At 68.8% G+C, this 19,697-nt stretch carries 16 protein-coding genes and 2 riboswitches; of the genes, 7 read left to right on the top strand and 9 right to left on the bottom strand.

Features of this window, described 5'->3' with window-relative positions; genetic code table 11:
• Positions 1-31: 31 nt before the first annotated feature.
• From V7Z82_RS00505 to V7Z82_RS00465, 9 genes are all read right to left on the bottom strand, one after another.
• On the bottom strand, positions 32-1,669 hold the full coding sequence (locus V7Z82_RS00505) for a peptide ABC transporter substrate-binding protein (RefSeq protein ID WP_334146857.1): 1,638 nt from the start codon (positions 1,667-1,669) through the stop codon (positions 32-34).
• A 223-nt stretch (positions 1,670-1,892) separates the two neighbouring features.
• Positions 1,893-4,739 (bottom strand): aminomethyl-transferring glycine dehydrogenase, encoded by a 2,847-nt coding sequence (gene gcvP, locus V7Z82_RS00500; RefSeq protein ID WP_442927578.1) that lies wholly within the window; start codon positions 4,737-4,739, stop codon positions 1,893-1,895.
• A gap of 61 nt (positions 4,740-4,800) precedes the next feature.
• Positions 4,801-5,196: a glycine cleavage system protein GcvH gene (gene gcvH, locus V7Z82_RS00495; RefSeq protein ID WP_334146853.1), complete on the bottom strand. Its 396-nt coding sequence runs from the start codon at positions 5,194-5,196 to the stop codon at positions 4,801-4,803.
• Positions 5,193-6,299 carry a glycine cleavage system aminomethyltransferase GcvT gene (gcvT, locus tag V7Z82_RS00490; RefSeq protein ID WP_334146851.1) on the bottom strand — a complete coding sequence of 369 codons (1,107 nt, stop codon included), beginning with the start codon at positions 6,297-6,299 and terminating at the stop codon, positions 5,193-5,195. Before gcvT ends, gcvH begins: the two co-directional genes overlap by 4 nt.
• 54 nt (positions 6,300-6,353) lie before the next feature.
• A riboswitch (glycine riboswitch) is annotated at positions 6,354-6,452 on the bottom strand.
• 1 nt (position 6,453) lies between these two features.
• Positions 6,454-6,548, bottom strand: a riboswitch (glycine riboswitch).
• 135 nt (positions 6,549-6,683) lie between these two features.
• Positions 6,684-7,544: an ABC transporter ATP-binding protein gene (locus V7Z82_RS00485; RefSeq protein ID WP_334146849.1), complete on the bottom strand. Its 861-nt coding sequence runs from the start codon at positions 7,542-7,544 to the stop codon at positions 6,684-6,686.
• Positions 7,541-8,398: an ABC transporter ATP-binding protein gene (locus V7Z82_RS00480; RefSeq protein WP_334146847.1), complete on the bottom strand. Its 858-nt coding sequence runs from the start codon at positions 8,396-8,398 to the stop codon at positions 7,541-7,543. Before V7Z82_RS00480 ends, V7Z82_RS00485 begins: the two co-directional genes overlap by 4 nt.
• Positions 8,395-9,378: an ABC transporter permease gene (locus V7Z82_RS00475; RefSeq protein WP_334146845.1), complete on the bottom strand. Its 984-nt coding sequence runs from the start codon at positions 9,376-9,378 to the stop codon at positions 8,395-8,397. The genes V7Z82_RS00480 and V7Z82_RS00475 overlap by 4 nt, the downstream gene beginning before the upstream one ends.
• Positions 9,371-10,366, bottom strand: a complete 996-nt coding sequence (locus tag V7Z82_RS00470) for an ABC transporter permease (protein ID WP_334146843.1) — start codon at positions 10,364-10,366, stop codon at positions 9,371-9,373. The genes V7Z82_RS00475 and V7Z82_RS00470 overlap by 8 nt, the downstream gene beginning before the upstream one ends.
• 42 nt (positions 10,367-10,408) lie before the next feature.
• The gene (locus V7Z82_RS00465) at positions 10,409-12,097 is read right to left on the bottom strand and encodes an ABC transporter substrate-binding protein (protein WP_334146841.1); all 1,689 of its coding nucleotides are present in this window, start codon (positions 12,095-12,097) and stop codon (positions 10,409-10,411) included.
• Positions 12,098-12,355: 258 nt separating this feature from the next.
• Between V7Z82_RS00465 and V7Z82_RS00460 the strand changes: the two genes are divergently transcribed.
• From V7Z82_RS00460 to V7Z82_RS00430, 7 genes are read left to right on the top strand one after another with little or no spacing between them, the layout of a single operon-like run.
• Complete coding sequence (locus V7Z82_RS00460) at positions 12,356-13,072, top strand: NUDIX hydrolase (RefSeq protein ID WP_334146838.1); 717 nt, start codon at positions 12,356-12,358, stop codon at positions 13,070-13,072.
• A complete protein-coding gene (nadA, locus tag V7Z82_RS00455; protein WP_334146836.1) occupies positions 13,069-14,403 on the top strand; it encodes a quinolinate synthase NadA in 1,335 nt (444 codons plus the stop codon). The genes V7Z82_RS00460 and nadA overlap by 4 nt, the downstream gene beginning before the upstream one ends.
• Positions 14,403-15,938, top strand: coding sequence for an L-aspartate oxidase (gene nadB / locus V7Z82_RS00450; protein ID WP_334146834.1), 1,536 nt, complete (start codon positions 14,403-14,405; stop codon positions 15,936-15,938). Before nadA ends, nadB begins: the two co-directional genes overlap by 1 nt.
• On the top strand, positions 15,938-16,789 hold the full coding sequence (gene nadC / locus V7Z82_RS00445; RefSeq protein WP_334146832.1) for a carboxylating nicotinate-nucleotide diphosphorylase: 852 nt from the start codon (positions 15,938-15,940) through the stop codon (positions 16,787-16,789). Before nadB ends, nadC begins: the two co-directional genes overlap by 1 nt.
• Positions 16,789-17,925, top strand: coding sequence for a cysteine desulfurase family protein (locus V7Z82_RS00440; protein WP_334146830.1), 1,137 nt, complete (start codon positions 16,789-16,791; stop codon positions 17,923-17,925). The genes nadC and V7Z82_RS00440 overlap by 1 nt, the downstream gene beginning before the upstream one ends.
• Positions 17,926-17,948: 23 nt before the next feature.
• On the top strand, positions 17,949-18,899 hold the full coding sequence (locus tag V7Z82_RS00435) for a glycosyltransferase family 2 protein (protein WP_334146828.1): 951 nt from the start codon (positions 17,949-17,951) through the stop codon (positions 18,897-18,899).
• Positions 18,900-18,910: 11 nt separating this feature from the next.
• Positions 18,911-19,684 (top strand): SDR family NAD(P)-dependent oxidoreductase, encoded by a 774-nt coding sequence (locus V7Z82_RS00430; protein ID WP_334146826.1) that lies wholly within the window; start codon positions 18,911-18,913, stop codon positions 19,682-19,684.
• Positions 19,685-19,697: the final 13 nt, after the last annotated feature.

Genomic DNA, 19,697 nt, shown 5'->3' with positions numbered 1-19,697 from the left:
ACCGCCTCGCGGGGTTCGTTCTCGGTCAGACCTACTTGGCGGCCTTCGTGATCTCGTAGTACAGCGGGACGGAGTTCCAGCCGAACGTCACGTTCTCGACGTTCTCGCTGAATCCACCGGTCACGTTGGAGTACCACAGCGGGATCGCGGGGAGATCGTTGAACAGGATCTCCTGCGCCTTGGTGAAGTCCTCGATCTGCGCGTCCGTGTCGGGGTTGCTGATGCCGGCGGCGATGAGGTCGTCGAACTCGGGGTTCGAGTAGTCACCGTCGTTGGAACCTGCGTTGCTCGCGTAGAGCGGGCCCAGGAAGTTGTACAGACCCGGGTAGTCGGCCTGCCAGCCGGAGCGGGCTGCCGTCTTGATCGAGCGGTTGTTGATCTCTTCACGGACGACCGCGAACGTCGGGTACGGTGCGCCGGAGGCGTCGATCCCGAGGGTGTTCTTGATCTGGTTCGTGACTGCGTCGACCCACTCCTGGTGACCACCGTCGGAGTTGTACGCGATCTGGAACGTGCCGTCCCACGGCGAGATGGCGTCGGCCTCGGCCCACAGCTCCTTCGCCTTCTCGGGGTCGTACTTCAGGACCTCGCTGCCGGGGACCGAGTCGGACCAACCTGCGATGACCGGCGACGTGAAGTCGGCAGCCGGGGTGCGGGTACCCGAGAAGATCTTCTCGGTGATCTGCTCGCGGTCGATCGCCATCGAGAGCGCCTGGCGACGGAGGATGCCCTCTTCACCGGAGAAGTGCGGCAGGAACTGACCGATCGTGTAGGACTGGAACACAGCAGAGGGCTGGTTCACGGCACGATCGCCGAGCTCGTCCTGGAAGGTCGGCAGGGATGCCGCGGGGATCGCATCGATCACGTCGACCTCGCCGCCGAGGAGGTCGGCGTACGCCGCTTCCTGCGTGGCGTAGAACTTGATCGTCAGACCGCCGTTGGCCGCCTTGCGTCCGCCGTCGTAGTCGTCGTTGCGAACGAGGTCGATCTGCACGTCGTGCTGCCACGACCCTTCGCCGTCGAGCATGTACGGGCCGTTGCCGACCGGGTTCTCACCGAATGCGTCCATGTCCTCGAACGCGACATCGGGAAGCGGGTAGAACGCCGAGTAGCCCAGACGCAGTGCGAAGTCGGAGGCCGGCTTGTTCAGCGCGATCGTGAACGTGTAGTCGTCGACCTGCTGCAGACCCGTGAGTTCGGAGTCCTCGTCGTAGCTGAAGCCCTCGATGTCCTCGAAGAAGTAGCTGGAGAGGTGCTTGTTCGAGGCCTTCGCGCCCTCGTTCCACGCCTTGATGAAGTTGTCGGCGGTGACCTCTTCACCATCGGTGAAGGTCTGGCCCTCCTTGAGCTTCACGGTGAGGTGCTGCGGGTCCTCGGTCGTGATCTCCTCGGCGACGTCGTTGACCGGCTTGCCGTCAGCGTCGTAGTAGATGAGTCCAGCGAAGATCTCGTCGAGGATCTTTCCGCCGCCGACCTCGTTGGTGTTGGTCGGGATGAGCGGGTTCTCCGGCTCGGAGCCATTCGTGGTGATGATGGCTTCTGCATCGGTCGCACCGGCGTCGCCGGAGTCGCCTGAGTCGTTGCCGCCGCCGCTCGCGCAGCCCGCGAGCGCCAGGGCGCCGATCGCGAACAGCGCGGTGCCCGCAAGGGCGATCTTGTTGCGCTTCACTATTGTGTCCTCCTGGACTGTCGAACAAATCTGCGCGCTCATCGTCGAACGCGTAGGGATACCTGAGCGTAACCCGCCGTTTCACCGGCACCCCACTCGGCTAATCAACTGTTACTGAGTGGTGACCATCGGTAACATCCCCGAAACACGCCGAAACACGAAACGGCGCCGGATCCACCGAAGCCGGTGAGCCCGGCGCCGCATCGGCGCAGACGACCCTGGGTCAGGCGAACGCCTCCACCGGTGGGCAGGCGCAGACGAGGTTGCGGTCGCCATACGCCTGGTCGATCCGGCGCACCGGCGGCCAGTACTTGCCGGCGACGAGCGCGTGCACAGGGTATGCCGCATCCTCACGCGAGTAGGAGTGGTTCCACTCCCCCGCGATCAGCGAGACGGCGGTGTGCGGTGCGTGCACGAGCGGGTTGTCATCGGCGGGCCAGCGGCCGGCTGCCACGGCATCCGCTTCGGCCTTGATCATGATCATGGCCTCGATGAACCGCTCGATCTCGGCCAGGTCCTCCGATTCGGTCGGCTCGACCATCAGCGTGCCGGCGACCGGGAACGACATGGTCGGCGCGTGGAAGCCATAGTCGATGAGCCGCTTCGCGACGTCGTCGACCGTGATGCCCGTGGCCTCCTTGAGCGGACGCAGATCCAGGATGCACTCGTGCGCCACGCGGCCGTTCTCTCCCGCGTACAGCACCGGGTAGTGCTCCCCGAGGCGAGCGGCGATGTAGTTCGCCGAGAGCACGGCGGCAGCGGTCGCCTGACGGAGGCCGTCTGCGCCCATCATGCGCACGTACGCCCAGGAGATCGGCAGGACGCCGGCCGAGCCGTACGGCGCGGCAGAGACGACCCCGCCCTCGAACACGAAGCCACCCGCGTGCTCTGCGCGCTGCGCGAGCGGATGCGACGGCAGGAACGGCGCGAGATGCGCCTTCGCGGCCACAGGACCGACGCCGGGTCCGCCGCCGCCGTGCGGGATCGCGAACGTCTTGTGGAGGTTCAGGTGCGAGACGTCGCCGCCGAGGTCGCCGAACCTCGCATAGCCCAGGAGCGCGTTGAGGTTCGCGCCGTCGACGTAGACCTGTCCGCCGGCATCGTGCACGGCGGAGGTGATCTCGACCACGTCCTGCTCGTACACGCCGTGCGTCGACGGGTACGTGATCATCAGCGCAGAGAGTTCCTCGGCGTGGTTCGCGATCTTGGCCCGGAGGTCGTCGAGGTCGACGTTGCCGAGCTCGTCGCACGCGACCACGACCACCTTCATGCCGGCGAGCACGGCGGATGCCGCGTTCGTGCCGTGCGCCGACGACGGGATCAGGCAGACGGTGCGCTGGGCGTCGCCGTTCGCCAGGTGGTAGCCGCGGATCGCGAGGAGTCCTGCGAGCTCGCCCTGCGAGCCGGCGTTCGGCTGCAGCGAGACCGCGTCGTACCCGGTCACCTCGGCGAGCCAGCCCTCGAGCTGCTCGATGAGGTCGAGGTACCCCTGCACGTCCGACGCAGGAGCGAACGGGTGGATGCCGGCGAACTCGGGCCACGTGATCGCCGCCATCTCGGTGGCCGCGTTGAGCTTCATGGTGCACGAGCCGAGCGGGATCATGCCGCGGTCGAGCGCGTAGTCGCGGTCGGCGAGGCTCTTGAGGTACCGCATCATGGCCGTCTCGCTGCGGTGCGCGTGGAACACCGGGTGCGTGAGGAACTCCTCGTCGCGACGCAGCTCCCCCGGGAGGGCGTCGTATCCGTCGCCGAAGCCGAACACGCGCTCCTGCGTACCGCCGAAGACCATCGCGACCTGGTGCAGCTCGGTGGTCGTCGTGGTCTCGTCGACCGAGATCCCGACCGTGTCCGCGTCGACCGCGCGGAGCAGGATGCCGTAGCCGTGATGTGCCTGCGCCACGTACTCGGCTGCCCGACCTGGAACCAGCACCTGCAGCGTGTCGAAGAAGGCCTCGTGCGAGACCTCGATGCCGGCCTCGACCAGCCAGTCGCGCAGCAGAGCCGTCTTGGTGGCGACGTCGCGAGCGATCGCCTGCAGTCCGTCCGGGCCGTGGTACACCGCGTACATCGAGGCCATGACCGCGAGCAGCACCTGCGCGGTGCAGATGTTGCTCGTGGCCTTCTCTCGGCGGATGTGCTGCTCGCGCGTCTGCAGCGAGAGGCGGTAGGCGGGCTTGCCGTCGGCATCCACCGAGACGCCGACGAGTCGGCCGGGGAGCTGCCGCTCGAGCCCCGCGCGAACGGCCATGTAGCCGGCGTGCGGACCGCCGAAGCCCATCGGCACGCCGAAGCGCTGGGTCGTGCCCACCGCGACGTCGGCGCCGAACGAGCCGGGTGACGAGATGAGCGTCAGCGCGAGCAGGTCGGCCGCGACGACAGCGAGGCCGCCGGCGAGGTGGGCTGCGTCGATGACGGCGGCAGGGTTCCACACGCGCCCTGATGCGCCCGGGTACTGCACGAACACACCGAACAGCTCTGCCGGGAGCTCCTCGCCCGTGGCGAAGTCCACCGATACGAGCTCGATGCCGACGGCATCCGCACGCGTGGCCAGCAGCGCCTTGGTCTGCGGGAGCGCATCGGCGTCGACGGCGAACACGGTGCTCTTCGACTTCGATGCGCGGCGGGCCAGCAGCATCCCCTCGGCGACGGCCGTCGACTCGTCGAGCATCGATGCGTTCGCGGTCGAGAGCCCGGTGAGGTCGGCGACCATCGTCTGGAAGTTGATGAGCGCCTCGAGGCGTCCCTGCGAGATCTCCGGCTGGTACGGCGTGTATGCCGTGTACCAGGACGGGTTCTCGAGCACGTTCCGCTGGATCACCTGCGGTGTGATGGTGCCGTAGTAGCCGAGACCGATCATCGGTCGGTTGACGGTGTTGCGCGAGGCGAGGGCGCGCAGCTCCTGCAGCGCCTCGGTCTCGCTCGCGGCGGCGGGGATGATGCTGTCGGTCGCCGAACCCGTCGAGGGCTCGGTGAAGATCGAGGCCGGGACGGCCTGGCGCATCAGGGTGTCGATGGGGCTCTGCGCCGCGTCGGCGGCTGAGGACTGTGCGACCCCGAGCGCGTCCAGCATCTGGCGCTGGGCGTCGGCCGTGGGTCCGATGTGACGATCGGCGAAGGAGACCACTGGTCGATCAGCCCTCCGTCAGTGCGACGTACGCGTCACGGTCGAGCAGACCGTCGACGGCGTCGTCTGCGACCGTCACCTTGATCAGCCAGCCGCCGGCGAAGGGCTCGGCGTTGACCAGAGAGGGGTCGTCGACGACGGCGTCGTTGATCTCGACCACGGTGCCGGCGACGGGAGCGTAGAGCTCGCCGACCGACTTCGTGGACTCGATCTCGCCGACCACGGCACCGGCCGTGATCTCGGTGCCGACTGCCGGCAGCTCGACGAACACGACGTCGCCCAGCTTCTCAGCGGCGAAGTCGGTGATCCCGATCATGATCACCTGGGTTCCTGAGCCCGTCGAAGGATCCACGGCGATCCACTCGTGCTCCTCGGTGTAGCGCAGTGCGTTGAGGTCGGTCATTTGGTCCTCCGGTAGAAAGGCAGGGCGGTCACGGTCGCGGGGATCCTCGTCCCCCGCACATCCAGGAATACTGTGCTTCCCTCGTCTGCGGAAGACGAGGAGACGTAGGCCATCGCGATCGGGTGGCCGAGGGTGGGGCTGAGGGCGCCGCTGGTGATCTCACCGAGCACGGTGCCGTCTTCGGCGACGACGGCATAGCCGGCACGGCCGGCACGCCTGCCCTCCGCCGTGAGTCCGACGAGCACCGGCGCGTCGGGGGCGGCATCCACGCCGTCCTTGCCGACGAAGCGCTCCTTGGCTGTCACGACCACGCGGCCGAGCCCGGCCTGGACCGGCTTGGTGTCGAGCGTCAGCTCGTGGCCGTAGAGCGGCATCCCGGCCTCGAGGCGGAGCGTGTCGCGTGCGGCCAGGCCTGCCGGGACCAGGCCGTGCGGTGCACCGGCGGCGAGCAGCGCGTCCCAGAGCGCCGCGGCATCCGCTGCCGAGACCAGCAGCTCGAAGCCGTCCTCTCCTGTGTACCCCGTGCGCGCGAGCAGGAGGGGTCGGCCGGCGAAGATGGCGGATGCCCAGGCGTAGTACTTCTGCTCGGACCACGGGATGCTGACGTCGCTGATCCCCTCGGTCGCGGCGACGATCGCCTCGGCCGCCGGGCCCTGTACGGCGATGAGCGCGTAGTCGTCCGAGACGTCGACGACGTCGACCGCGAAGCCGTCGGTGCGCCCGGCGAGCGCCTCGCGCACGGCATCCCGGTTCCCGGCGTTGGAGATGATCAGGAAGTCGTCGTCCTGCAGCCGGTACACGATCACGTCGTCGATGATGCCGCCGGTCTCGGCGAGCAGCAGCGAATACTTCGCCTTGCCGATCGCGAGGGCCGAGAGCCGACCGGCGAGCGCGACGTCGAGGTAGTCGGCTGCTCCGGCACCGCGCACGGTGAACTCGGCCATGTGCGAGATGTCGAAGATGCCTGCCGCCTCGCGCACTGCATGGTGCTCTGCGAGGTCGGACGTGTAGCGCACCGGCATCTGCCAGCCGCCGAAGTCGGTGAACGACGCGCCGAGTGCCTCGTGGCGCTCGCGCAGCGGGGTGAAGCGGGGGTCGGACATGGAGTTCTCCCGTGCTCGGTCGGGCGGAGCAGCGATGCGGCTGCTCCTCGGAACTCCCCCTCTGTCATGGGCCTGAGAGTTTCACCCATGCGCGGAGGCGGGGCTTTCACCGTCGGCGGACCCCGATGTGATCGAGATCGCTTTCCAGAGTGGCCGGAACCGCGCGGTACGCATACCTGAGAGATTGGCGGGGAGGCTTGCTCCTTCGGTGCCCGGCTGCGTTCGCCGGGGCTCTCCCGCGTGGGTCATTCGGCCTGTCTTCAATTGTGGGATCAGTCTAGCCGGATGGCTCGCCAGGATGAGAGCGCGCTCCGGTCGCAGTCTCGGTCGCCCACGACGTCTGCAGGCGGCAGGAACTGCGACCGGAGCGGCCGGATCGGATGCTCAGCGACCGGTAAGCTCCTTGCGCACTTCGTCGCGCAGGCGCCCGAGATTGTCCGGCTCCGGAGCTGCACCGAGCAACGTCTTCGTGTAGTCGTGCTGCGGGTTCAGGATGACCTCGTCGGCTGGCCCCCGTTCGACCACGTCGCCGTGGTAGAGGACCATGATCTCGTCCGAGAAGTGCCGCGCGGTCGCGAGGTCGTGCGTGATGTAGAGCACACCGAGGTTCTCCTCGCGCTGCAGCTCGGCGAGCAGATTCAGCACGCCGAGGCGGATCGACACGTCGAGCATCGACACCGGCTCGTCGGCGACGATGAATCGGGCGCCCGGGGCGAGTGCGCGTGCGATCGCGACGCGCTGCCGCTGCCCGCCGGACAGCTCATGCGGACGCCGTTCGGCGAAGCTCTCCGCCGGCGAGAGCTTCACGCGGTCGAGCAGCTCGAGCGCGCGCTCCCGCACCTGCGCACCCGACCACTTCGGGTGGTGCAGCCGAAGCGGGCGCTCGAGGTGATGCACGATCGTGTGGAAGGGGTTCAGCGAGGCGAACGGGTCCTGGAACACCATCTGCACGTCGGACCGGTAGCGCGCGAGCGCGTTGCCCCGCGTGCCCGACGGCTTCCCGTCGAGCAGGATCTCGCCGCTCGTCGGCGTCTCGAGCTTCATCAGCATCCGCGCGATCGTGGACTTGCCGGAGCCGGACTCCCCCACCAGGGCGACCGTCTTCCCCGGCTCGAGCGTGAAGGACACGTCCTTCACCGCGTGCAGGGTGGTCGTCTTGAACCCCGACCGCAGCTGGAAGTCCTTCACCAGGTTGCGTGCCTCGAGCGTGGTCGTGGTGACCGCGGCATCCGTCCTCGTGCTCATCGGATCTGCTCCTGACTCTGCTGTGCACCGGTGCGGACGAAGTCGCCCCGCTCGCCCTTCAGCGAGGGGAAGCTCGACAGCAGCTTCTTCGTGTACTCGTGCTGGGGCGTGCGGTAGATCTCCTCCGCCGTGCCCTCCTCGACGATCTGGCCCTGCAGCATCACCGCGATCCGGTCGCTGATCTCGATCAGCATCGGGAGGTCGTGCGTGATGAAGATGACGGCGAACCCGAGCCGCTCGCGGAGCCGCATGATCTCGCGGATGATGCCGCGCTGCACGACCACGTCGAGCGCCGTGGTCGGCTCGTCCATGATCATGACCTGCGGGTCGAGCGCGAGCGCCATGGCGATCATCATGCGCTGGCGCATGCCGCCGGAGAGCTCATGCGGGAAGCTCGTCAGCCGAGACGGATCCACGCCGACGAGCGTGAGCAGCTCCTCGGCCCTGGCCGTCTTGTCCTTCTTGCTCATCCCCGGCCGGTGCGTGTCGAAGATGTCGAAGATCTGCGCCTTCACGCTGATCACCGGGTTCAGCGAGTTCATCGCGCCCTGGAACACCATCGAGATCTTGTCCCAGCGGAAGGCACGCAGTCCCTCGCCGTCCAGTCCGACGATGTCGATGTCGTGACCGTCGCGGTCGTGGAACACGATCTCGCCGCCGGTCATCAGCGCTGGTGCCTTCAGCAGCCGGTTCATGCCGTACGCGAGCGTGGTCTTTCCGCAGCCCGATTCGCCGGCGAGCCCGAGGATCTCGCCCCGGTGCAGCGTGAGCGACACATTGCGGACGGCCTTCACAGGCGGGTCGACCTCGTACTCGATCGAGACGTTCCTGGCGGTGAGAACGGGGTCGCTCATGCCGTGACTCCCTTCGTCTTGGCAGCCTTGCGCACGCGGCGGGCGGCGTCGGGCGCGTTGCGGAGCTTCGGATTGATGACCTCGTCGATCGCGAAGTTGATGAGCGCGAGTCCCGCACCCAGCACGGCGATCATGACTCCGGGCGGGATGAACCACCACCAGGCGCCTCGTCCGAGCGCCTGACCCGACTGGGCATCGTTGAGGATCGTGCCCCATGTGATCGAGGAGTTCGGTCCGAGGCCCAGGTACGACAGGCCGGCCTCGCCGAGGATCGCGAAGATGATCGCGAACAGGAACTGCGCAGTGAGCAGCGGCAGCAGGTTCGGCATGATCTCGACCAGGATGACCCGGAACGAGCGCTCCCCCGCGACCTTCGCGGCGTACACGTAGTCGCGAGTGCGGAGCGATCTCGTCTGCAGTCGCAGCACGTAGGCGGCGCCGGCCCAGGACGTGATGCCGAGCACGAACGCGACCAGCTGCCAGCTGCGCTGCGGGACGAACGAGGCGATCACCATCACCAGCGGCAGGCCGGGGATCACGATCATGACGTTGGTGATCAGCGCGAGGCCGTCTTCACGCCAGCCGCCGAGGTAGCCGGCGAGCACACCGAAGACCAGCGAGAGGACGATCGCGATGGCGCCGGCCACGAGCCCCACCAGGAGCGATCCCTGGGCGCCGATCGCGAGCTGCGCGAACATGTCGTTGCCGAGCTTGGTCGTGCCGAGCCAGTGCTCGGCCGATGGCGCTTCCAGCGCAGGGTTGTCGGTGCTGCGCGGGTTCTGCGAGAACATCGGCGCGATGATCGCGAACAGCACGATCGCCAGCACCAGCACGGCGCCGACGATGAACTTCGGCGAACGGCTCGGGAGCAGCCCCCGCCCCTTGCGCTTCTTCTGCGTCGCGAGCGTGATCGTGCTCGCGGGCAACGTGGTGGGCTGATCCTTCACGATCAGCGTCGAGGTCGTGTCGGTGTCAGACATTCTGGCGAGCCCTCGGGTCGATGAATCCGTAGACGAGATCCATGATGAAGTTGGCGGCGAGCACGGTGATCGTGATGACGAGGAAGAGCCCCTGCATCAGCGCGTAGTCGTTGTTGGTCACGGCCTGGAACATCAGCTTGCCGATGCCGGGATAGGTGAACACCTGCTCCATGACGATGGAGCCGGCCACAACGAAGCCGAGCGTGATCGAGAAGCCGGCGATCGACGGGATCGCGGCGTTGCGTGCTGCATAGGTGGTGAGGATGCGCCGCGGGCGCAGTCCCTTCGCCTCCGCCGTGAGCACGTAGTCCTCGGCGAGCGTCGACACCATCATGTTGCGCATGCCGAACAGCCAGCCGCCGACCGAGCTGATCACGACTGTGAGCGCCGGGAGGATGGCGTGCGAGAGCGCGTTCGAGAAGAAGGCCCATGTCGGCTCCGGTCCGTCGGGGAAGTCGAAGACGTCGTAGCCGCCGAAGATCGGGAACCAGCCGAGCCCGACCGCGAAGACCGCGACGAGCAGCAGCGCCATCCAGAAGTACGGGATGGACTGCAGGACCGTGGTCGCCGGGATCAGGTGGTCGACCCAGGTGCCGCGCTTCCATCCGGTCCAGGCGCCGAGCACGACGCCGAGGATGAAGGAGATCACCGTTGCCGTGCCGACGAGGATGAGCGTCCAGGGCAGCGCCTGACCGATCAGCTCGGCGACCGGGGTCGGGAACTTCGTCACCGAGACGCCCAGGTCGCCCTGGAACATCCGTCCCCAGTAAGCGAGGTACTGCTCCCAGAGGGTGGAATCATCGCCGCCGAGCAGGAGCTTGATGTTGCGGATCGTGGTCTCGGAGACCTCGCCGCCCGCTCGCTGCATCTTGGCGATCATGATGTCCGCCGGGTTCCCCGGCATGAGCCGGGGAAGCAGGAAGTTGATGGAGATCGCGGCCCACAGCGTGAACGCGTAGAACCCGATCCTTCGTGCATAGAACTTCATGTCACTCGATCCTTGACTTCCTGCTTCCCCGACCGCGGCCGGTTACTTCGCCGGCTGCAGCTGCGTCAGGACGTAGCCTGCCGCGATCGCACCCCAGGACGGCGGGAAGGCGTAGAGGTCGTCCTCAGTCGGCCATCCGGTGAAGTCCTTCGTGTTGTAGAAGGTCTGCGTCGCGTTGATGACGAGCGGGATGTAGGGCAGGTCGCGGACGATCTCGGTCTGGATCGTGCCGTAGAGCGCCTTCTTCTCGGCCTCGTCGTTGGTGCTGATGGCGGACTGGATCGCAGCGTCCACCGTCGGGTTGCTGTACCGGCTGAAGTTCCAGCGACCTGCGGGGATCTCCTCGCCAACGGGACTCGTCGACTCGACGGCCGTGCCGCCGAACCAGTCGCGGTAGATCTGGAACGGGTCGGCCACGGAGGTGCCGATGACACCGCCGACGATCAGCTGGAAGTCACCGCTCTGACGCGAGTCGGAGAACTCCTGCCACTGCACGGTCGAGGCGTTGACCTTGATGCCGGCTGCGGCCGCCTGCTCGGCGATCAGCTTCGCGGCGTCGTTGTAGTCGGTCCACCCGTCGACCGAGGTCAGGGTGAGCTCGAGCGGCACGCCGTCCTTCGCGTAGAAGTCGCCGTCCTTGGTGTAGCCGGCCGCCTCGAGGATCTCGCCTGCCTCAGCGGCGTTCGCCTCCTGGGGGCTGACCGCGTTGGCATCGTCCGCGACCCACTTCTCGTCGCGGGGCAGCAGTGCGAACGTCGGGGAGATGTCGCCGGTCAGACCGACGAACGCCTTGTCCTTGATCGCGCCGCGGTCGATCGCGACGTTGAGCGCCTGGCGCACTGCGACGTCGGTCTGCGGGCCGGTGCAGCCGAGCTCTGCGTTGGAGCAGGTGTAGAGCACGGTCGGGTCCTGCGGCGTGTTGATCCAGTCGATCGCGCCGTTGGCGGTCACATCATCCGGGTTCGGGATGAACATGCCGGTCCAGTCGAGCTTGCCTGCGGCGAGCAGGTCCTGCGCGGTCTGGTTGTTGTCGACCGCGATGTACTGCACCTTCTTGACGCCGAGCTCGTCGGCGTCACGGTAGTTCTCGTTCGCGACCAGGGTGTAGGACTCGCTCGTGGTCTTGTCGACCACGTACGGGCCGGAGCCGACGGGCTCCTCGTTCGCGAAGTTCGCGAAGTCGGTGACATCCGCCCAGATGTGCTCGGGGAGGATGTAGGTCGAGCCCAGACGCTGGAACTCGGTGGTGTACTGCGCCGAGTCGTACGTCAGCACGACGGTCGTGTCGTCGGTCGCCTCCGCGGAGACGAGACCGTTGCCCTCGGGGTTGTTGGCGTCGTAGTTGAAGGAGAACGCGACGTCCTTCGCGGTGAGCGGCTCGCCGTCGCTCCACTTGAGGTCCGGCTTGATGGTGATGGTGATCGCCGTGCCGTCATCGTTGTACTCGTACGAGTCGCCGATCATGCCGACGGGCTCGGAGTCCGCGGTCTTGTTGAAGAAGAAGAGCGGCTCGTAGATCGGGCCGAGCGCGCCGTGGAGCACGGTCGGTGCGAAGGGGTTGTAGTTCGCGGTGATCGGGGTCTGGCTGCCGGCCCAGACGCGAAGGGCACGGTCGCCGTTCGCATCGCCGTCGCCACTGCCGCCCGAACCGCAGGCGGTCAGACCCAGGACGAGGACGGATGCCCCCGCTACCGCGGTGAGCGCGATCTTGCGCTTGCCTGTACGGATCATTCTTGTTTCCTCTCGGTGCTGCACTGCAGGAGGGGTTCTCCGGTTGGATTCGACCCTCGGGGGTGGATCGGCGCCCCCGCGAGGGCATCCTTCCCTCGGAACGGGTTTGTTAGGACAGTAACCTAACAAAACACGAACGGGTGGACAAGCATTCTCCGAACGCCCGCATAACGTTTCGGACTCGACGCAATCCATCGTCACGAAGTCGCACTAAGGGTCGCCATGACACTAAGATCGATGATGGAGGTTAAGGTGCCTATGACTCGAACCGAGGAGATCCGCGTCGCCGTGTCGACCGTGATCCTGACGCTGCGCGCATCCGCCGGCGCTGAGCCCGTGCTGTCGTTGCCTCTCGTCCGCCGCACTCGCGAGCCGTTCGCCGACCGTTGGGCGCTCCCCGGCGGGTGGCTCACCGCGACGGAATCCCCGGTCGACGCCTCAGCCCGAACGCTCGCCGAGACCACCGGACTCGCCCCCAGCTACCTCGAGCAGCTGTACGCCTTCGGAGCCGTCGACCGCTCCCCCACCCGCGTCGTGTCCGTCGTGTACTGGGCGCTGCTGCGGCAGGACGATGTGGTCGCGCAGAGCGCCGCCCACCTGGCATCCGGCCGCGCACCCGAGAACGTGCAGTGGTTCGACGTCGACCAGCTGCCGCAGCTCGCCTTCGACCACGCCAAGATCATCGAGTACGCACTCTGGCGGCTGCGCAACAAGGTCGGCTACAGCCGAGTGGCGCATGGATTCCTGCCCGCCGAGTTCACCCTCGCCGATCTCCGCGAGGCCTACGAGGCGATCCTCGGCAAGAGCCTCGACCCGGCCAACTTCCGCCGACAGGTCGAGACCGGGGGCAACCTGCTCCCGACCGATCGATTCCGCACCGGCAATCACCGCCCCGCACGTCTGTACCGCTACAACACCGATGTCGAGCTGGCCGACCGCGGCCCGCTCGGTCCCGAAGAATCGAGCACGCGATGAGCATCACCTTCGTCCCGACCCCGGCCGTCCCGCCGGTCGACGCCTCCGTCGACCACGCGATCCAGGACATCGTCGCCGGCACCTCCACCGACGCGACCTGCGCGACCGATCTCGCCGCGGGCCCCTGGGACTTCGACGTCCGTCCCGGGTACGGGCCCGGCTCCTCGATGGGCGACGTGATCCCCACCGGGTCGCCGCGCCAGGGCGAGCTTCCCGCCGCCTACCGCGAGGCATCCGAGGAAGAGCTCGACGATCGCATACGCGCCGCGAAGGCGACCCTCGGCGACCGCGTCGTGATCCTCGGTCACTTCTACCAGCGCGAGGAGGTCGTCCGTCACGCCGACTCCGTCGGCGACTCGTTCCAGCTCGCCACGGCCGCCAAGGGACGACCGGATGCCGAGGCGATCGTGTTCTGCGGCGTGCACTTCATGGCCGAGACTGCCGACCTCCTCTCCGGACCCGATCAGGCCGTCATCCTCCCCAACCTCGCCGCGGGGTGCTCGATGGCCGACATGGCCGACATCGACCAGGTGGAGGACTGCTGGGAGCAGCTCGCCGAGGTCCTCGGCGATCTCGACGAGGAGGATGCCGACGGGCGCGTCCCGGTCATCCCCGTCACGTACATGAACTCCTCCGCCGCGATCAAGGGCTTCGTCGGCCGCCACGGCGGGATCGTCTGCACCTCGTCGAACGCGCAGACGGTGCTCGAGTGGGCATTCGCCCGCGGACGCCGGGTGCTGTTCTTCCCCGACCAGCACCTCGGCCGCAACACGGCGAAGGCGATGGGCGTGCCGCTCGAGCAGATGCCGATGTGGAACCCGCGCCGTGCACTCGGCGGCTCGACCGCCGAGGAACTGCTCGACTCGCGGGTGATCCTGTGGCACGGCTTCTGCTCGGTGCACCGCCGGTTCACGGTCGGACAGATCGACCAGGCGCGCGCCGAGCACCCCGGCGTGCGGGTGATCGTGCACCCGGAGTGCCCGATGGAGGTCGTGGATGCCGCGGATGAGGCGGGCTCGACCGACTACATCCGTCGCGCGATCGACGCCGCCACCGAGCCTGCGACGTTCGCGATCGGCACCGAGATCAACCTCGTCCGTCGCCTCGCGGCGCAGTACCCGCAGCACGAGATCTTCTGTCTCGATCCGGTCGTCTGCCCGTGCTCGACGATGTACCGCATCCACCCCGGCTACCTCGCCTGGGTGCTCGAAGAGCTCGTCGCCGGTCGCACCCCGAACCGGATCACCGTCAGCCCGGACGTCGCCGACCCCGCACGCGTCGCCCTCGAGCGCATGCTCGCCGCCAAGCCGCCGGTCCCGGTCGGTGCCTGATGCATGTCATCGTCGTCGGGGCGGGAATCGCCGGCCTCACCGCCGCGCTGCACGCGCGTGAGTCGGGCCACGCCGTCACGGTCGTGACGAAGGGCCGGCTCGGCGACGGCAGCACCCGATATGCGCAGGGCGGCGTCGCCGGTGTCTACGGCGCCGCCGACTCGGCAGCGCAGCATGCGGCCGACACGCTCGTCGCCGGCGCGGACCTCTCCGATCCCGCGGCCGTCGACGTGCTGGTGACCGATGGCGCCGCTCGTATCGCCGAACTGATCGCGCGCGGCGTCGCCTTCGACCGCGACGCCGACGGCGCGCTGCTGCTCGGCCGCGAGGCAGCGCACAGCCACGCGCGCATCGTGCATGCCGGCGGCGACGCAACCGGTGCCGCCATCTCGCAGGCGCTGGCTGACGCAGTGCGCAGGACGGACACCGCGATCGTGGAGGACGCGTTCCTGCTCGACCTGCTGGTGGCGGACGGTGCCGTGCGCGGCATCCGCCTGCTGATCGATGGTGTGCAGCGACAGCTCGACGCCGATGCCGTGGTGCTCGCGACCGGAGGCGCAGGACACCTGTACGCGCACACCACGAACCCCGTCGGCATCACCGGCGACGGCATCGCCGCAGCCCTGCGTGCCGGGGCGGCGGTCAGCGACCTGGAGTTCATGCAGTTCCACCCGACCGTGCTGGCAGCGGGGCCGGCGTTCCTCGTCTCCGAGGCCGTGCGCGGCGAGGGCGCGACCCTGATCGACGGCACCGGACGTCGCTTCGTGTTCGACTCGCACCCTGACGGCGAACTCGCCCCGCGTGATGTGGTGTCGCGGGCGATCGCCCGCCAGGCCGTGGCGCAGGGCTCCCCCGTGCTGCTCGACGCGACCATGCTCGGCGCGGAGGAGCTCGCGCAGCGGTTCCCGACGATCGACCGCGTCACGCGTGAGCGCGGATTCGACTGGGCGTTCGAGCCGATACCGGTCACGCCGGCCGCGCACTACCTGATGGGCGGCATCGACACCGATCTCGACGGCCGCACCACGATCCGCGGTCTCTTCGCGGTCGGTGAGACGGCCCGCACCGGGGTGCACGGCGCGAACCGCCTCGCGTCGAACTCGCTGCTCGAGGGTGCCGTCTTCGGCGCTCGCGCCGCCGCCGCGCTGGCTGCCCCCTGGCCGACCACCCGGTCGCGCCCGTTCCGGTCGCAGTTCACGCCGCTTCCGACGTCAGCACGCAGCAGCAATCGCGACCGGAACGCCGAGCCCGCCGAGTTCTCGCGGGCTGCTCTGCAGCGGCTCATGTGGGAGCAGGTCGGACTGCTCAGGACGGATGCCGGACTGGCCGACGCCCTTGCGACCATCCGCGACTGGCGTGCCGGCGTCTCCGAACCCCGCACGCTGGCCGAGCACGAGGATCTGAATCTGCTGCTGCTCGCCGAGGCCACCGCAGCAGCCGCGCTCGCCAGGACCGCGTCCGTCGGCGCCCATTTCCGAGTCGCCGAACCCGTCGAAGCCCCCGGCGTCGAAGCCCCCATCCTGGAGACCGTCTGATGCTCACCGCTGCCACCCTCACCCGCGTCGTCAGCGCAGCGCTCGAGGAGGACGCCCCCTGGGGCGACCTGACGAGCGTCACCCTGATCCCGGCAGACGCCACCGCGACCGCAGACCTCGTCGCTCGCGAACCCGGCGTCTTCAGCGGCGGCGAGGTCTTCACGGCCGCCTTCACCCTGACCGACCCGTCGGTCGTGGTCGACCTGCACGTCGGCGACGGCGACGAGTTCACCCCGGGCGACGTGCTCGCCTCGGTCTCGGGACCTGCCCGCAGCATCCTCACCGCCGAGCGCGTCGCGCTGAACTTCACGCAGCGGATGAGCGGCATCGCGACCCTGACCTCCGCCTACGTGCGCGCGGTCGAGGGCACGAACGCGCGCATCGCCGACACGCGCAAGACCACACCGGGGCTCCGCGCCTTCGAGCGTCATGCCGTGCTGTCCGGCGGCGGCAGCAATCACCGCTTCTCGCTGTCGGATGCCGTGATGGCGAAGGACAACCACCTCGCCGTGCTCACCCGCTCCGGCATCGACGTCGCCTCGGCGCTGCGGGAGGCGCTGACCAGACTGCCGCATACGACGCATGTCGTCGTCGAGGTCGATCGTCTCGACCAGATCCAGGCGGTGCTCGACGGCGGGGCGCACACCGTGCTGCTCGACAACTTCTCGCTCGACGATCTGCGAGCGGGCGTCGCGCTGATCGGCGACCGTGCGAACGCCGAGGCATCCGGCGGTGTGTCGCTGGAGACCGTGGGCGACATCGCGGCGACCGGCGTCGACGTGATCTCGGTCGGTGCGCTCACCCACTCGGCACGCGCCCTCGACCTCGGGCTGGACGTGCGGATCGCCTGATGCTCTACCTCGATCACGCCGCGACATCTCCGGTGCGTCCGGAGGTGCTCGAGGCGATGCGCCCGTACCTCACCGGCGTCTTCGGCAACCCGTCGAGCCATCACACCGCCGGCGAGGCTGCGGCGAGCGCGCTGGACGAGGCGCGGACGCGGATCGCTCGCGTGCTGGGGATGCGGGCGGGTGATGTCATCTTCACCGCCGGCGGCACCGAGGCGAACAACCTGGCGGTCAAGGGCATCGCGCTCGCGGCGCTGGCGCGCGGCCGGAGACACCTCGTGGTCTCCCCCATCGAGCACGAGTCGATCCTCGAGTCGGCCGAGTACCTGCGTCGCTTCCACGGGTTCGAGGTGACCGAGGTCACCGTCGACGCCCACGGGCGCATCACGCCGGAGAAGCTGCGCGATGCCCTCAGGTATGACACGGCAGTGATCTCGCTCGGCCACGCGAACAACGAGATCGGCACGGTGCAGGATGCCGCGGCTCTCGGTGCCGTCGCCCGCGCCGCCGGCGTCACGCTGCATCTCGACGCCGTGCAGTCCGCCGGCTGGCTCGCCCTTCGCGACCTCGGCGCTGATGCGGTGTCGATCGCCGGCCACAAGCTCGGCGCCCCCAAGGGGATCGGCGCACTGGCCGTCCGTGGCCGCGTGCCGCTCGAACCACTGCTGCACGGCGGCGGCCAGGAGCGCGGGCGCCGGTCCGGCACCGAGAACGTGGCAGGGGCCGTGGCGCTCGCGACGGCGCTGGACCTCGCCGAGGCAGCGCGCGAGGCCGTGTCCGCGCATGTCGGTGCGGCGACCACCCGATTCATCGCCGCAGTGCTGGCCGGCGTGCCGCAGGCCGCGCTCACCGGCGACGCCGACCACCGGCTGCCGGCGACGGCCAGCTTCACGTTCGCGGGGACGAGTGGCGAGGCCGTGCTGCTCGAGCTGGAACGACGCGGCGTGATCTCCTCGAGCGGCTCAGCGTGCGCCGCCGGCAGCGACGAGCCATCGCACGTGCTGCTCGCCTGCGGCATCCCGGCGGAGGTGGCCCAGACCTCGGTGCGATTCACCTTCGGGCGCGACCCGCTGCCGGAGGATGCGCCAGAGCGGCTCGCCGCGCTCGTCGCCGATGCCGTGCGGGCGGTCTCTGCCTGACGCCGCGGCCATAGAATCGGCGGGTGACCGCATCCCCCGCCCCGATCGTGACGGTGATCGTCCCAGGGCGCGACATCGCCGCCTTCGCTCCGGCCGCGCTGGCCTCGCTCGTGGCGCAGACCGAGCCGCGCTGGCGGGCGATCCTCGTCGACGACGGTTCGACTGACGACACCGGACGGATCTTCACGGATGCCGCGGCGGCCGATCCGCGCTTCACCGTCATCCGGCACGAGGCCTCCCGTGGACTCGGAGCCGCGCGCAACGTCGCCCTCGATCTGGTCGAGACCCCCTACGTCGGCTTCCTCGACGGGGACGACGAGCTCACCCCGACCGCGCTCGCCCGCCTCACCGGCACGCTCGAGCGGACCGGCAGCGACTTCGTGGCCGGCGCCTATGTGCGCCTCCGTCCGCAGGGCGATGGCTACTCCGAGGGGCGTGTGCAGCCGTGGGTCGCCGCTGCCACCGAGCCGGAGCGGCTCGCCACGTCGATCGACGAGCACCCGAGAGCATCCGCCAACATCGTCGCGTGGTCGAAGGTGAGCCGCATCGAGCTCTGGGACGACCTGCGCTTCCCTGAAGGCGTCGCCTACGAGGACCAGGTCGTGGCGCAGCTGATGTACACGAGGGCTCGCGCCTTCGACGTGATCCCCGACGTGGTCGTGCGGTGGCGCGTCCGCGCCGATGGCACGTCGATCACGCAGGGCAAAGCACAGCTGTCGGTCCTTCGCGACTACATCGGCGCGCTGCGCGGCGGCATCAGGGTGCTACACGAAGCCGGCGCGGTGCAGGCCGTCACCGCTCGCCTCGACCTGATCCTGGTGATGGACATCCCGCCGCTGCTCGAGATCGCGACGTCGCACGCCGATCCCTCGTACGCGCTCGAGGTCGACGCCTTCCTCGACGAGCTGCGTGCGCTGCCCGAGTACGCGGATGCCGCGCCCGACCCGACACTGGCCGCCGGCTTGGCGTGGTGACAGGAGCTCCCATGAACGCGTACCTCGCAGAACTCTTCTCGCTCGATGGCCGCACCGCGGTCGTGACGGGCGGCAGCTCGGGGATCGGACGCGGCATCGCGACCGCGCTCGCCCGTGCCGGGGCTGCGACCGTGATCGTCGCGCGCGGTGAGGAGCGGATCGCGCAGACGGTCGAAGAGCTGCAGGCACGCGGATGCCGCGCGGCCGGCGTCGTGGGCGATCTGAGCACCCGTACCGGGATCCACGCCGTCGCTGATGCCGTCGTCGAGCCGTTCGGCGAGCCCGACATCCTGGTGAACTCCGCCGGCATCAACATCCGTCCGCGCTACGCCGAGATCACGGAGGACGACTGGGACGCGACGATGACCGTGAACGCGCTGGCGCCGTTCCTGCTCGGGCAGCGGTTCGCGACGGGGATGTCCGAGCGCGGGTTCGGGCGTCTGATCCACATCAGCTCGCAGCAGGCGCATCGCGCGTTCGTCGGCAGCGGCATCTACGGCGCTTCGAAGGGCGCGGTCGAGTCGCTCATGCGCTCTGAGGCCGAAGCGTGGGGCGGCACCGGTGTCACGAGCAACACCCTCGTGCCCGGGTTCGTGCTCACCCCGCTGAACGCCCGCCTGCAGCAGGACCCGGAGAAGGTCGCCGCCCTCGCGGCGCGCACCATGATCGGGCGGAACGGCATGCCCGAGGACTTCGCCGCAGCGGCGGTGTTCCTCGCGGGCGCCGGTGCTGGATACATCACCGGGCACTCGCTGTTCGTCGACGGCGGTCTGTCGGTCCACTGACCCGCAGGCCCCG

Source organism: Microbacterium sp. (assembly GCF_036823965.1).
Classification (GTDB): Bacteria; Actinomycetota; Actinomycetes; order Actinomycetales; family Microbacteriaceae; genus Microbacterium.
Note: the sequence above shows the minus strand (reverse complement) of the source record. Positions and strands in the feature narration are given on the sequence as shown.